Source organism: Shewanella phaeophyticola, assembly GCF_025398315.1.
In the GTDB taxonomy this organism is placed as follows: Bacteria; Pseudomonadota; Gammaproteobacteria; order Enterobacterales; family Shewanellaceae; genus Shewanella; species Shewanella phaeophyticola.
On the sequence record NZ_JAODOQ010000001.1, the window covers coordinates 171,575 to 186,154 of the forward strand.

Annotated in this window: 10 protein-coding genes and 1 pseudogene; 8 read left to right on the forward strand and 3 right to left on the reverse strand. The window is 42.9% G+C overall.

Annotation, left to right across the window (positions count from 1 at the left end; all coding sequences use genetic code 11):
* Positions 1 to 197 precede the first annotated feature (197 nt).
* From N4T56_RS00825 to putA, 4 genes are all read left to right on the forward strand, one after another.
* Entirely contained in the window at positions 198 to 878 is a 681-nt protein-coding gene (locus tag N4T56_RS00825) for a TIGR00153 family protein (protein WP_261731894.1), read from the forward strand.
* A 24-nt stretch (positions 879 to 902) separates the two neighbouring features.
* The gene (locus N4T56_RS00830; RefSeq protein ID WP_261731895.1) at positions 903 to 2,171 is read left to right on the forward strand and encodes an inorganic phosphate transporter; all 1,269 of its coding nucleotides are present in this window, start codon (positions 903 to 905) and stop codon (positions 2,169 to 2,171) included.
* A 226-nt stretch (positions 2,172 to 2,397) separates the two neighbouring features.
* Positions 2,398 to 2,892 (forward strand): TIGR04211 family SH3 domain-containing protein, encoded by a 495-nt coding sequence (locus N4T56_RS00835; RefSeq protein WP_315902993.1) that lies wholly within the window; start codon positions 2,398 to 2,400, stop codon positions 2,890 to 2,892.
* A gap of 368 nt (positions 2,893 to 3,260) precedes the next feature.
* A complete protein-coding gene (putA, locus tag N4T56_RS00840) occupies positions 3,261 to 6,455 on the forward strand; it encodes a bifunctional proline dehydrogenase/L-glutamate gamma-semialdehyde dehydrogenase PutA (protein ID WP_261731896.1) in 3,195 nt (1,064 codons plus the stop codon).
* Between the two features lie 55 nt (positions 6,456 to 6,510).
* On the opposite strand, the gene N4T56_RS00845 is transcribed toward putA, so the two are convergent.
* Positions 6,511 to 6,795 carry a hypothetical protein gene (locus N4T56_RS00845; protein ID WP_261731897.1) on the reverse strand — a complete coding sequence of 95 codons (285 nt, stop codon included), beginning with the start codon at positions 6,793 to 6,795 and terminating at the stop codon, positions 6,511 to 6,513.
* A 356-nt stretch (positions 6,796 to 7,151) separates the two neighbouring features.
* Here N4T56_RS00845 and N4T56_RS00850 point away from each other — a divergent pair.
* The 3 genes and pseudogenes from N4T56_RS00850 to N4T56_RS00860 all read left to right on the forward strand — a co-directional run bounded on the left by N4T56_RS00850 (position 7,152) and on the right by N4T56_RS00860 (position 10,044).
* Positions 7,152 to 8,485 (forward strand): annotated as a pseudogene (locus N4T56_RS00850) (Na+/H+ antiporter NhaC family protein).
* A 137-nt stretch (positions 8,486 to 8,622) separates the two neighbouring features.
* Positions 8,623 to 9,315, forward strand: a complete 693-nt coding sequence (locus tag N4T56_RS00855; protein ID WP_261731898.1) for a DUF998 domain-containing protein — start codon at positions 8,623 to 8,625, stop codon at positions 9,313 to 9,315.
* 27 nt (positions 9,316 to 9,342) lie between these two features.
* Positions 9,343 to 10,044, forward strand: coding sequence for a 23S rRNA pseudouridine(2604) synthase RluF (locus N4T56_RS00860; protein WP_261731899.1), 702 nt, complete (start codon positions 9,343 to 9,345; stop codon positions 10,042 to 10,044).
* A 22-nt stretch (positions 10,045 to 10,066) separates the two neighbouring features.
* Here N4T56_RS00860 and N4T56_RS00865 read toward each other — a convergent pair whose 3' ends face one another.
* Both N4T56_RS00865 and N4T56_RS00870 read right to left on the reverse strand, forming a co-directional pair.
* Entirely contained in the window at positions 10,067 to 12,223 is a 2,157-nt protein-coding gene (locus tag N4T56_RS00865) for a S46 family peptidase (protein WP_261731900.1), read from the reverse strand.
* Positions 12,224 to 12,354: 131 nt separating this feature from the next.
* The gene (locus N4T56_RS00870; RefSeq protein WP_261731901.1) at positions 12,355 to 13,557 is read right to left on the reverse strand and encodes an aromatic amino acid transport family protein; all 1,203 of its coding nucleotides are present in this window, start codon (positions 13,555 to 13,557) and stop codon (positions 12,355 to 12,357) included.
* Positions 13,558 to 14,025: 468 nt separating this feature from the next.
* On the opposite strand from N4T56_RS00870, the gene N4T56_RS00875 reads away from it, so the two are divergent.
* Positions 14,026 to 14,580, forward strand: a complete 555-nt coding sequence (locus N4T56_RS00875) for a TMEM165/GDT1 family protein (RefSeq protein WP_261731902.1) — start codon at positions 14,026 to 14,028, stop codon at positions 14,578 to 14,580.

A 14,580-nucleotide genomic window follows, 5' to 3' on the forward strand; every position in this document is an offset into this window, starting at 1 on the left:
TCACAATATGTTCATAATGTCACATTGCTGTCATAAAAATATCTTAGGATAGCTTTGCTCGCATCATATATAATGAGCAACGATAACTGAGAGTCTGTGTGATATAAAATTAAAAAACACAGTTTCATTATGCGGACGCTTGGGTTAACATGCGCCCGCTTTTTCCAAACTGGAATTCATTAAATAGGTAAACGGCAATGCCAGTAAACTCTATTTTAGGTGTGTTTGCAAAATCACCTCTTAAGCCTTTAGAACAGCATATCGACAAAGTACATGAGTGTGCATCACTTCTTGTTCCATTCTTTGACGCGACCATTTCAGGTGACTGGGATGAAGCGGTAAAGATCCGCAAACAAATTAGTTTGTTGGAAAAAGACGCTGATTCACTCAAGCGTGAAATTCGCCTAACATTACCTGGTGGATTATTTATGCCAGTTGAGCGTACTGACTTACTTGAGTTATTAACTCAGCAAGACAAAATTGCCAACAAAGCAAAAGATATCTCTGGCCGCATTATTGGCCGTCAATTAGTCCTTCCTCAGCCTGTACAAGCTGCTTTCGCTGCCTATCTAAAGCGTTGTTTAGATGCAGTGTCCTTAGCTAAGCAAGCGATTAACGAGCTCGACGATTTACTCGAAACCGGTTTCCGTGGTCGTGAAGTTGAGTTGGTTGCCAAAATGATCAATGAACTCGATATCATCGAAGAAGATTCTGATGATCTACAAATTCAAGTGCGTCGCCAATTATACGCATTAGAAGGTGGATTGAATCCGATCGATGTGATGTTCATGTATAAAATTATCGAATGGGTTGGAGGCTTAGCAGATCTTGCTGAGCGTGTGGGCTCCCGCCTAGAGCTAATGCTAGCTCGTAATTAATCACAAGGTTATCAAGGAAACAACATGGTTGATGTATTAGTCACCAACGGCCCAATGCTTATTATGATTGCGGCGGCATTTGGTTTTTTGATGGCATGGGGTATTGGCGCAAATGACGTAGCCAATGCCATGGGAACCTCTGTAGGTTCTAATGCCATTACTATTAAGCAAGCCATCATTATTGCAATGATTTTCGAATTCTCTGGCGCATTTTTAGCCGGCGGAGAAGTGACTAGCACTATTCGTAAAGGGATTATCGACGCGAGCTATTTTATCGAAGCACCTGAGTTATTGGTGTACGGTATGATTGCATCGCTATTAGCTGCTGGTATTTGGTTAGTGGTCGCATCGGCGCTAGGCTGGCCGGTATCAACTACGCACTCCATTATTGGTGCGATTGTTGGTTTTGCTGCCGTGGGTGTCAATATTGACTCTGTGTCATGGGGCGCAGTAGGTGGTATTGTGGGCTCATGGGTGGTAACACCTGCGATTTCAGGCTTTATTGCTTATATCATTTTCCAAAGTGTACAAAAGCTGATTTTTGATACTGAAGATCCGTTAACCAATGCGAAACGTTATGTGCCTTTTTATATGGCGTTAGCGGGTTTTGTGATGTCATTAGTGACAATCACCAAAGGCTTAAAGCACGTTGGTTTACACTTTTCGACCGTTGAAGCATACATGTTAGCGACTGCTGTTGCTGTTGCTGTCGGTATTGTGGGCAAAGTTGCGATTAGTCGTTTAAAAATGAGTGACAAAGCAGACGTTAAAACCCAATTTGGTAATGTTGAGAAAGTATTTGCCGTATTAATGGTTGTAACGGCCTGCTGTATGGCGTTTGCACATGGCTCAAACGACGTCGCCAATGCGATTGACGCGTTAGCTGCAGTGGTCTCTATTGTAGAAAGCGGTGGCGTTATCGGTGCTAAAGCCGTGTTATCTTGGTGGATTTTACCATTAGGTGCTACGGGTATTGTGTTAGGTTTGGCTATTTTTGGTCAGCGTGTAATGCAAACCATTGGTAAAAATATCACTCATCTAACTCCTAGCCGTGGTTTTGCTGCCGAACTTGCTGCCGCATCTACCGTGGTATTAGCTTCTGGTACTGGTTTACCTATTTCGACAACTCAAACCCTAGTTGGTGCAGTATTAGGTGTTGGAATGGCTCGTGGCATTGCGGCGATTAACATTGGTGTAGTGCGTAATATTGTTGTGTCTTGGGTCGTTACCTTACCTGCAGGTGCGGCATTATCGATAGTGTTCTTTTACATTATTAAAGCAATGTTTAGTTAATTTAACTATCGAGTCGCACACATTCGTAAAAATATGAATGGTTAAATGCATTTAAGAAGGAAGTCATATGACTTCCTTCTTGCATTCAGGGCATTTAATAAATAGCATGACAACAAGTTTACAACGTTTGGATAATTACCCGTGTTAAGACTGCTTTCAATCTTCGTTTTAGTGCTTGTACCCAGTTTAGTGTTTACTGTGCAAGCCGAATCTAATTATATCTCTGATGATGTATTCACCTATATCCATGGTGGTAGGAACTGATTACCGTATTCTTGGTAGTGTAGAAGCTGGGCAGCCAATCACTTTATTGGATAATACCCAAGGTGACTATACTCAAATTATCGACCATAAAGGTCGTGAAGGTTGGGTGTTAAGCAGTTTAGTGACCGACAAACCCAGTTTCCGTGTACGTTTTCCTGAGATGGAAGCGCAACTGCGAGAAACCAATGAGCAGCTCAATAAAGTGTCTCTCAGTACCGACAACAATGAAGAATACTTAAAGCTGGCCAATGATAAAATTGCCGAGCTGACAACAGCGTTAGCACAAGCCACGACGGAACGTGATGAAGCGCAATCTAAAATTTCTCAAGTGGTTGATGATCAACGTTATGAGTTGTGGCAACAAGGTGGATTGATTGGTGGCTTAGGCGCGTTAATCGGTATTATTTTAGTTTATTTACCTCGCCCGCAGCGTCGAAAGAAAAATCGTTGGATGTAAGCTAATCGCGATTCTCTGCTAAACTACAGCTAATAAATGGTCAACGATTTAAACGTTGGCCTTTTTTTATGTTTTTTTATAATGAATTTTACTCATGGATTAACATTTTAGTGGTTGGTTATTAATTTTATATAAATTAAAGGTTTACGATTATTTTTGAGTGTAAAAAACTGATTTTGACAAAGTTTTTTTGCGAGTTCTAATCTAATTAATTAAACATTCAATCACAACTATTCAACTAATGTGTGCAAGTTCACATTTTGAATGTATAATCGCCGAAAATCAGATCGTACATTGTATACAAAATAAAATATTCGTGAATACAGTGTCCATAAATCACCACCATAACCATCCTTAACCTGACCTAGATGGAAGCGAATACTATGTTCAAAGCGAGTGAAGTACTGGGCGGTCGTTATGACAATGCCACTCTAGAGGAACTGTTTCGTGCAGTGACGAACAACTACATTGTTGATGAAGAGCAATACTTGTCTGAGTTAATTAAGCTTGTGCCATCGTCAGAACAAGACATTAAACAAGTCACTCATCGTGCCCATGAGCTTGTGAGCAAAGTGCGTCAGTTTGAGAAAAAAGGCTTAATGGTGGGTATTGATGCCTTCTTGCAGCAATACAGCTTAGAAACACAAGAAGGCATTATCTTAATGTGTTTAGCAGAAGCCTTATTGCGCATTCCAGATGCGGAAACGGCGGATGCATTAATTGAAGATAAATTGTCAGGTGCGAAGTGGGATGAACATTTAAACAAAAGTGGTTCTGTGTTAGTTAACGCGTCTACTTGGGGCTTAATGTTAACCGGTCGTATCGTTAAATTAGACCGTAATATGGATGGCACGCCAAGCAACCTATTGAAGCGTCTTGTTAATCGCGTGGGCGAGCCGATGATCCGCCAAGCCATGCTTGCCGCAATGAAAATCATGGGCAAGCAATTTGTATTAGGCCGCGATGTCAAAGAAGGGCTTAAAAACAGCGAAGCAAAACGTAAGTTAGGCTATACCCACAGTTATGACATGCTCGGCGAAGCGGCATTAACCACATTAGATGCGCAAAAATATTTTATTGATTATAGCAATGCGATCCGTGAATTAGGCGCGCTGCAATACGATGAGTCAGACTCGCCAAGACCGACGATTTCAATCAAGCTTTCGGCTTTGCACCCTCGTTATGAAGTGGCAAACGAAGACCGTGTATTAACCGAATTATACGACACTGTTATTAAGCTCATTGTCCAGGCGCGTGAACTGAACATTGGTATTTCTATCGATGCTGAAGAAGTGGATCGCCTTGAGTTATCACTCACTCTATTTAAACAGTTGTATCAGTCTGAAGCCGCTAAAGGTTGGGGCTTATTAGGCATTGTTGTGCAGGCTTATTCAAAGCGTTGTTTACCCACACTATGTTGGCTAACGCGTTTGGCGAAAGAACAAGGTGATGAAATTCCACTGCGTTTAGTTAAAGGGGCGTATTGGGACAGTGAGCTTAAATGGGCGCAGCAAGCGGGTGAAGCAGGCTACCCACTGTTTACTCGTAAAGCGGGTACCGATGTGTCGTACTTAGCTTGCGCGCGTTATTTATTGTCTGACACCACCCGCGGTGCTATTTATCCTCAATTTGCGACTCACAATGCCCAAACTGTTGCCAGTATTGATTTGATGGCTGGCGATCGTTTGTACGAGTTTCAACGCTTACATGGAATGGGCCAAGAGCTATACGACACCATGCTGGCTGAAAGCGGTGCCAAAGCGGTCCGCATATATGCGCCAATTGGTGCCCACAAAGACTTATTGCCCTACTTGGTGCGCCGTTTACTTGAAAATGGTGCCAATACGTCGTTTGTGCATAAGCTCGTTGATCCAAATACCCCAATAGACAGCTTAGTGGTACACCCTTTGGTCACGCTATTAGGTTACAAGAGCTTAGCAAATCATAAAATTGTTCAACCAGCTGATATTTTCGGTGCAGAACGTAAAAACTCTAAAGGATTAAACATGAACATTATTTCTGAATCAGAGCCATTTTTTGCTGCAATCGATACCTTTAGCAACACTCAATGGACTGCTGGCTCATTAGTTAATGGCAAAATCTTACCGGGTGAAGTGCAAACCGTTGTGAGCCCATTTAATACTGAATTAACGGTAGGCACAGTTGCATTTGCCGACGCAAACGCGATTGAGCAAGCCATAGCAGGTGCTGATGCCGCATTTACCAGTTGGACACGAACTCCCGTTGGCACTCGTGCGAACGCACTGCAAAAATTAGCTGACTTATTAGAAGAAAACCGTGAAGAATTGATTGCATTGTGTACCCGCGAAGCTGGTAAGAGCATTCAAGACGGTATTGATGAAGTGCGCGAAGCCGTCGATTTTTGCCGTTACTATGCAGTGCAAGCTAAAAAGATGATGGCTAAGCCTGAGTTACTTCCTGGCTCAACAGGTGAGTTAAACGAACTGTTTTTACAAGGTCGCGGTATTTTTGTGTGTATTAGCCCTTGGAACTTCCCATTAGCGATTTTCTTAGGTCAGGTATCAGCAGCACTAGCCGCAGGTAACACGGTGATTGCTAAACCTGCAGAGCAAACGTGTTTAGTCGGTTTCCGTGCAGTGCAATTAGCTCACCAGGCGGGTATTCCGACTGACGTATTACAGTTTTTACCCGGTACGGGTGCTGTGGTGGGGTCGGCGATTTCAGCTGATGAACGTATTGGTGGTGTATGTTTTACTGGTTCAACGGGCACGGCTAAACTAATTAACCGTACTTTGGCAAATCGTGATGGTGCCATTATTCCATTGATTGCTGAAACCGGTGGCCAAAATGCCATGGTGGTTGACTCTACTTCTCAACCAGAGCAAGTGGTTAACGATGTCGTTTCGTCATCATTTACCAGTGCAGGTCAACGTTGTTCGGCGTTACGTGTGTTGTTTTTACAAGAAGACATTGCCGATCGCGTCATTGAGGTGATGAAAGGCGCCATGGAGCAATTAACCATTGGCGACCCAAGCTCAGTGAAAACCGATGTGGGTCCAGTGATCGATGCCACTGCAAAAGCGAATTTAAATGCGCATATTGATCACATCAGCCAAGTGGGTAAGTTACTTAATAAGCTTGAGCTGCCAGAGGGCACTGAAAACGGTCACTTTGTGGCGCCGACCGCTGTTGAAATTGATTCAATTAAATTACTAGAGAAAGAACACTTTGGTCCTATTTTACATGTGATTCGGTACAAGGCTGCCGATCTTGCTAAAGTGATTGATGAAATCAACAGCACAGGTTTTGGCTTAACATTGGGGATCCACAGCCGTAATGAAGGTCATGCATTATCGTTAGCCGATAAAGTGAATGTGGGTAACGTGTACATTAACCGTAACCAAATTGGTGCAGTGGTTGGCGTGCAACCATTTGGCGGCCAGGGATTATCTGGTACTGGTCCTAAAGCCGGTGGTTCACACTACTTAACGCGTTTTGTGACAGAAAAGACCCGCACTAATAACATTACCGCAATTGGTGGTAATGCAACGTTATTGTCGTTAGGCGATGCTGACGAGTAAGTCATAAAGCCATTATGCTGAATAGCCCACGTTTAAGTGGGCTTTTTAATGCCCGCTAATGTTGAGTGGGAACATTATTGCGTTTTAAACCACGGTTAACGTTTGTGCACATTTTGGCAAAGCGACTGATATCACCGAGTGTAGGAGTAATCCCTTGAGCCATGGCGGCTTCCCAATAATTGATTTCAGCGTCGACTAAATCGAGTAACTTTTTAGGGCAACCGACACAAGTATTATTTGGCTCACAGCGAAAGATATCAGGCTGATCAAGTGGGAAGCTGGCTTTTACTTGAGAGATGAGTTGTTTCATTGCCGTCATTCTGTCTGGCTTATGTAACATAGTTTCACCTTATGGATGTCGATGAACTTTTGTAACGTTAACAAATCGGCATTAGGTTAGTGTTAATTTAAATCAAGTTTGAGTGAAATTAATGGGAGAGTCTGATTAAATTTTGTAGAAGTTTACCTGCTTAATGATAAATAATGCTTTGGCAGCAAAGAAGTCTAGACGTCTAGATTGACATAAGCAAAAAGTTCTCTTATTCTTGGCGCAACTTGTTAAGATGTGACTGCAATATTTAGTTTGTGCCCCAGAGCCACTAGATAATACCGATGACCGAGATTGTGTCGTACTCGCTTTTCTCATCCGACAACCCCAAATCGTTAAGATAAAGAGAGATTACTTTGACCACACCAATTCAATCATCCACGACAGCTGTTAAAACTCCTGCTTCGTTTGTGGCGTTATTACCCTTATTTGTATTTTTAGGTTTATTTATTGGCGCTGGCTTATACTTTCAAAGCCAAGGTATCGATTATGCGTTTTATCAATTACCGAGCGTAATCGCCATTTTGCCGGCCATTGTATTGGCCATATTGTTATCTAAGCAGAAAATTAACCAAGCAATTGAAACGTTTATTGAAGGCATTGGCCACAGCAATATCATTGCAATGTGTTTAATCTATTTGCTCGCGGGTGCTTTTGCTGCAGTGGCTAAAGCAACGGGGGGTGTCGATGCGACCGTCGCCTTAGGTTTATCGTTTATTCCGTCTAATTTATTGCTGCCAGGCTTTTTTGTAATAGCAGCATTCATTGCCACGTCAATGGGTACCTCAATGGGAATGCCATTGCTGCGGTTGCACCTGTCGCGCTAGGTGTTGCTGATCAAGCTCAAATTGATTACGCATTAATGGCGGGCGCAGTGATGTCGGGTGCATTATTTGGCGATAACTTATCGATTATTTCAGATACCACTATCGCGGCAACTCGTACGCAAGGCTGTGAAATGAAAGACAAGTTTCGTGAAAATTTAGTCTTTTCTATTCCAGCATCAATCATCACCTTGGTGTTGTTTGCCCTCGCAGGCCAAGGCCAGGCAGACATTGTTGCTCAAGATATTGATTTGCTGAAAGTGGTTCCATATTTAACGATTTTAGTGCTTGCAGTTGCAGGACTTAACGTATTTGTGGTGTTGTCTTTAGGCATTGTACTTGCCGGCGCCACAGGGGTGTTTACTTCAGAATATACCGTTATCCAAATGGGTAATGATATTTACACTGGTTTTACTAACATGCAGGAAATTTTTATTCTGTCGATGTTAGTGGGTGGTTTAGCCGCGCTAATGCAGCAACAAGGTGGATTGACCTTTGTCAGTCAAATCATTGAGAAACTGATTCGTCGTTTTTCAAAAGCCAGTGGTGAAGCGTCAAGCCGCGCGGCAGAATTAGGTATGGCGACCATTGTTGCGGCAACCAATACCTGTGTGGCAAACAATACGGTATCAATTGTTGTTACTGGTGATATTGCCAAAGAACTCGCTGAAAAACACGGCGTAACACCTAAACGTGCTGCCAGTATTCTGGATATTTTCTCTTGTATTATTCAAGGGTTAATTCCCCACGGAGCTCAAGCATTGCTGATAGCATCGGTATTTACCATTAGCCCATTAACTGCAATCTCAAACGCATGGTATTGTATGGTGTTAGCCGTTACTGCCGTGGCAATTGTGATTTTGCGAAAGCGAACTTAATCAGTAGCAAGCTTCATTTATAATTGATACAAGCATGCCCAACCCCAAACGGTTGGGCATGTTGTTATTTGCTTTAAATTTAGCCGCTAACGGGTTAGTATTTGCCTCCTTTTTAATATAAGCATGATCAGTATCAAGTGATATCTAGAACTCGAAATTACGACTTGCACCTAGTGATTGTGTTGATGTCTTTAGCCGCAGCAGTGATTTCCTCATTTGGGGTCGGCAGTGCATTACTGGCTGATGCTGGCGAGATCAGCGTTGATATGCTGATGACCCGTCCTGACACGTTGGGTGATTATATGAACTCGCCGCTGGCGGTGGTGTTTAATTTGTCGTTGTTAGCCGCTGGCGCTTGCTTGTTGCTGGCTATGGTTGCAGTATTTCATACCTATCAAGATGGACTCAGTCGCTACTTGGCTATGATGGGGGGGATTGTGGGGGCGAGCATTATTTTGATGGGCGTGTTTCCGATTAACTTTTTAGATATCCACCGCAAAGTGTCTACGTTGTATTTGTTTAGTTCCATTGTACTGCATTGTGTATGTGTTTTAGATTACTTTAAACCCGGCAGTACCATGAATAAGCGCATGTTGGCGTTTACTATTATGGCGTTGTTCAGTGGTGGCTTGTTATTGTTACTGTTAGATTGGAATTTACTCGACTTTCCTGAGTGCTCGGCTTACATGCCGCAGTATTGTGGTGTGCCTTTAGCGATGTGGTCGTTAACTCAAGCCAATATTTTATGGTGTGTTTGTTTGAGTTTTCACATGATGAAAGCCATTAAAGCTCAGCAAAAAGTGGTTTATAAGTGGCTCGAAAACTATTAGTTTTTAATTTAAAGGTAACTCTAGGCTATGTCTTTGGTTCGCATTAGTCATTATTTGGCCTTATGTGGTGTTGCGTCACGTCGCCAGGCTTCGCGGTTAATTGAGAGCGGAACCGTTACCATAAACCAGCAGCGGGCTAACCATAGCGACCGCGTCGATAGCTCAACGTTGCTTAATATTTGTGTTAATGGCCAATCTGTGTCAGCTCCACAACAAAAGCAATATTGGCTGTACCATAAGCCCGTCGGTATTGATTGCCGTTTATTGATTAACGACCCCAACAGTTTACTTCATTTACTTCCCGCAAGCCCAAGGCTGTATCCCGCAGGGCGTTTAGATAAAAACTCGCGTGGTTTATTACTGTTAACCAATGATGGCGAGCTTACTCAAAGGTTAATGCATCCAGATTTTCATCACAGTAAAACTTATGTAGTACAGGTGGATAAACCGCTCACGGCTGAGTTTTTAAATGATATGGCACAAGGAGTGAGTTATGCCGAGGTACAAACAAGGCCATGCGCCATAACGTTAGTTAACTCAACAACCTTTGAAATTGTGCTCACTCAAGGGTTAAATCGTCAAATAAGGCGCATGTGTCAGGCGTTGGGTTTTAAGGTGATTGATTTACTGAGAACAAAGCTCATGGCGGTGTGTTTAGATGATTTGCCAGAAAAAACAATGCGGCCAGTATCGGCCGCAGAGTTATTGATTTTACAGCAACTTAGTTAAAGAAACTGAGTTAATACAAGGACTATTTGGCGATATCCATTTCAGCTAATAGGTTGTCAGCATTATCTAAATACTTCATCACCCATAACATGTAGCGGCTATCAACTTGAATAGAACGATTGCTTTGAGCATCGTAACCCCAATCGCCAATAATGCTCTCGTATACGCCATCAAACAATAAACCAACAAGTTCAGCACGACCATTTAAGGTGGGTGAGCCCGAGTTACCGCCTGTGGTATCGAGGGTCGACAAAAAGTTAACTGGCACAGAATCAATTGCCTTAACGTAGTAATCGCCATATTGCTTTTGCTTAATCAGTTCAAGTTGTTTAGCTGGTGCATCAAATGGATCTGCTCCAGTATCTTTAGCTAATAAGCCCTCTAGGCGAGTAAAGGGTACCGCCTGTAATCCATCTTGTGGCGAGTAACCTTTCACGTTACCCACAGTCACTCGTAAGCTTGAATTTGCATCAGCGTAAACTGGCTTACCTAGCTCACGGTTATAGGCAATGATGGCATCCATATATTGTGGACGCACTTTCATTAAGTCACCGCTTAACTGCTTTTCGGCTTTTTCGAGTGCCATGTCTGCATCATAGGTTTGTACTGCAAATTGAATAAAGGGATCGTTAGACGCTTTAAAGTCGGCAACTGATTTATTCATCCAGGCTAAACGCGTGTCTTTATCGTCTAGCTTGGTTTTGGCGTACATTTTGTCAAGTGTTTTCGCTAAGGCTTTAGCGTCAAACGTATCGGTAATACCAAATGCCTTATCTAATGATGCAATGCGCTGCTGTGCAGGTAATGCAGCATAGCGAGTCAGTAAATCTGCTAATAACGCTTTATCAACACTGGCAGCATAGCGGCGATCGATTCGCTCCATGCTTGAAGTAAAGTTAGTCATGTCGCGGTCTTGGTAACCAGGCTCGCGCGCCATATCGGCTAAGTTTTTCTCGTTTGCTAAGCGGTATAATTTACGTGCAGTGGTGACCATGGTGGTGTAGCCAATATAACCTAGTAATATGTCACGCTCTTGGTTTAGTTGGCTTTTAGCCACTAATTTCTCAAGGTTTGCTAAGGTTTCGCCGTACTTTTGCTGGCGTTGGTTATCTTGGCTAATCCAGCTTGCAAGATCACTTTCCACTTTTTTGCGATCGGTTAACATGGTTGATTTACCATAAAACTCAATCATCGAAGTGAAGTTTTTAGCATAGTTAGCTAAGCCAGCAATTAAACTTTCGTACTTGATACGCTCGTCGCTGCCTTCAGGTGCGGTGTCTTTAATGATATCAATCATTGTCTCTTGCAGTTCTTTTGCATGAGGATAAGACCAATTAAACTGATTGTTCACTTCATCTGCGGTGCGATAACGGTTAGTGCGGCCAGGGTAGCCTGCCACCATCACAAAATCGCCATCACTCACGCCTTTGGCTGATACTTTTAAAAAGCTTTTGGGCTCATAAGGAACGTTGTCTTTACTAAAGTCGGCTGGCTTACCATCTTTTGATACATAAGCACGGTAAAACGAGAAATCACCGGTATGACGAGGCCACATCCAGTTGTCGATATCGCCGCCGTATTTACCCACGCTGGCCGCTGGGTTATAGGCTAAACGCACATCGCGAATTTCAAGTTGTTTTACTAGGTAGTATTCTAAACCGCCGTGAAAACTATACACCTGGCAGCGGTAGCCATCTTCTTTTTCACACTCAGCGACTAAAGCTTTTTCTTGTAGCTCAATGCCTTTGTAAAAGTCATTGCCGACTTTATCCATTTGGCCAGCAGTCACTTTGTCTGTCACGTTGGTGACGTCTTCGGTAACAAAAATACGTGAGCCTGGTGTGGCTGGTAATTCTTCTGCATATGTTTTGGCTAAAAAGCCGTCTTTAAGTAGGTTTTTCTCTGGTGTGGAGTTGTACTGAATCGATCCATAAGCACAGTGATGGTTGGTAACCACCAACCCTTTAGGTGATACAAATGATGCTGTACAACCGCCTAGGCTGATCACGGCATTCATTGGGAATTCTGTTAATTTTGAAATAGAGTCTGCGCTTATCTCTAACCCTTTTGCTTTTAGCTCATCAGCCATTGCAGGTAATTGATGTGGTTGCCACATCCCTTCATCAGCCGAAGCACCAAAACTGGCGGCGATGGCGATGGTTAATAACCATTTTTTCATTTTGATTAGTCCATTTAGGTTTTATTAGTTGCCCACAAACAAAAAAGTCAGGCTAGGCCTGACTTTAACAAAAGTTGTCACTTCATGGTAGCGCCTGAAAAACTCGCTTACAAATGATTAACAGGCCTGAATTAGCCCAGTGCGACCATCAGTTGAGCAAACACAATAAGGGCTCCTGATAATCCGGCAATGGCTAGCGCAAATTTACCACCAGAGACTTGATAACCCCCTAAAAACTGGGCGCGTTGTTTTAATGCCATTGCGATCGGTAAAAAGATGATCATCACTACTAGTGGAATGGCGGCAAACCCCAATACCTGGAAAAAGCCATCAGGATAATAAAGCGCGCACAGCAGAGGTGGTACAAAAGTGATTAACCAGGTTTTAGCCCGTCCGGCAACATTATCTTTGGCGCGAGTTAACTCTGCGACGTAATCAAATAAGCTCATGGTTACCCCTAAAAATGAGGTAATTAATGCAAGGTTAGCGAAAAGATCAATGGCCTGGCTAATAATGCTTGATTGGACCAGTCCTTGTAATGCAGCCACCAATTTAGGCAATGAACCACCAAAACTATGTACCGCTTCACCGCCTAATGAACCTAGAGTCACCAGTAACCATAAAATGTAACAAACTAAAGGAATGGTTGAGCCGATTAAGAGTACTTTTCTTAATGCCACAGCATCACCATCAAGGTAGCGCACAATAGTTGCAATACACACGTGAAAACCAAAAGAGGTAAATACCACAGGGATAGCAGCTAACCAAAGTTGTTGCAGTGCATCACCAGATGCCACGGTTGTAGAGTAGTTATTTAATGCTGTCATTAAGCTCACATCGGGTAGTAAAAAGCTGACGACCACAACTAATAACAGCACCATGGCACTAAACAAAATACGCGATATTTTATCAATCCATTTAACGCCGATAGCAATCAAGCCACCAAAAAATACGGTAAATAAAATCACCGCTACTTGGTTGCTCATGTTAATGCCTATTGGTTGCAGGCGGGTTTCAAGCAACGATGAACCACCCATTAAATAGACCATGGTTAAGGCAAATAATAAGCTCAAAAAGGAGCCACCTTGAATCACCTGGCCAGCTTTACCTAATGTTTTGCCTGTGATGGCATGGACATTATCGCCCACACCGCTGCGCAGGTTAATTTCTAGCATAAGAAGAGAGGTGTAGGCAGAGATAGCCCAAATGACCACTAATAAGATTAATGCGGGGATCATACCTAACGCCGCAGTGGCTAAAGGTAAGGCGAGCATACCGCCGCCAATAGCGGTTCCCGCGACAATCGAAATAGAACCTAACGTTTTCAAATTCACAGCCAATGTCCAGTGTAATTATTATTTTATTTGTGTCGGACATTATCAGAAGGATAACAGGGCAGGCAAGGATCTTCGGCAGTTAAAGGCTATTAGCGCTGTTTATAAACAATTACGTAACATTAAGCCAATCTGTTTTACACGCCATTTTTTGCAATAGTGTAACATTACAGCATTGCTGTTGGTTCGCTATGGATTTTAAGCCAGATTTATAATGTATAAACAGGTGATTGAATAAAATTCCTAAGCCGTTATAATGCGCCTAGTTTTAGGGGAGTAGCTAATCTTGTATTGCGCAACGTAGCATGCAAGGTGTCTGTATCAACATATTTGGCCTCATGCCATGGTGCAGACAGTAACACGCTGTAAATCGGTGATGTTTACCCAGCGAGACCTAAGCACAATCACTGCATCAAGGGGTATGCGGCGGCTTGTGCTTAGTTGTCATTTACCCCTAGGATTGTCATATTGGACGCATTACTCACTTCAACCTTTTCTGTTGCAATTGCCGAAATCGGCGATAAAACACAATTACTCGCATTAGTATTAGCTATCCGTTTTAGCAATAAATCCGCCATTATTAGTGCCATTTTACTTGCTACATTAATGAATCATTTTATTGCTGCGTATTTGGGGCAATGGGCTATAGGCTGGCTCGATCCTCAATGGTCACGTTATATTATTGCCGCGAGCTTTTTTGCCATTGCATTATGGGTGTTAATTCCAGATAAAATCGACGATGATGATCATCGTTTTTATAAACTCGGGGCTTTTGGTGCGACGTTTATTTTGTTCTTTATTGCTGAAATAGGCGATAAAACGCAAATCGCCACAGTGGTGCTCGCGGCAAAGTATCAATCGCTGACCTGGGTTGTTATTGGCACTACGTTAGGCATGCTCATTGCCAATGTACCTGTGGTGTTAGCAGGGCACTTTAGTGCGAACAAGTTACCTATGGCACTTATTCACCGAGGTTGTGCGCTGATTTTTGCACTGCTTGGGATCGCCACGCTCATGTGGTAA

Excerpts from the sequence above, each read along its gene's own strand:
- N4T56_RS00865 (WP_261731900.1), bottom strand. The coding sequence starts at position 12,223 with ATGAAAAAATGGTTATTAACCATCGCCATCGCCGCCAGTTTTGGTGCT.
- N4T56_RS00835 (WP_315902993.1), top strand. The coding sequence starts at position 2,398 with ATGATGTATTCACCTATATCCATGGTGGTAGGAACTGATTACCGTATT.
- N4T56_RS00830 (WP_261731895.1), top strand. The coding sequence starts at position 903 with ATGGTTGATGTATTAGTCACCAACGGCCCAATGCTTATTATGATTGCG.
- N4T56_RS00860 (WP_261731899.1), top strand. The coding sequence starts at position 9,343 with ATGTCTTTGGTTCGCATTAGTCATTATTTGGCCTTATGTGGTGTTGCG.
- N4T56_RS00825 (WP_261731894.1), top strand. The coding sequence starts at position 198 with ATGCCAGTAAACTCTATTTTAGGTGTGTTTGCAAAATCACCTCTTAAG.
- N4T56_RS00845 (WP_261731897.1), bottom strand. The coding sequence starts at position 6,795 with ATGTTACATAAGCCAGACAGAATGACGGCAATGAAACAACTCATCTCT.
- putA (WP_261731896.1), top strand. The coding sequence starts at position 3,261 with ATGGAAGCGAATACTATGTTCAAAGCGAGTGAAGTACTGGGCGGTCGT.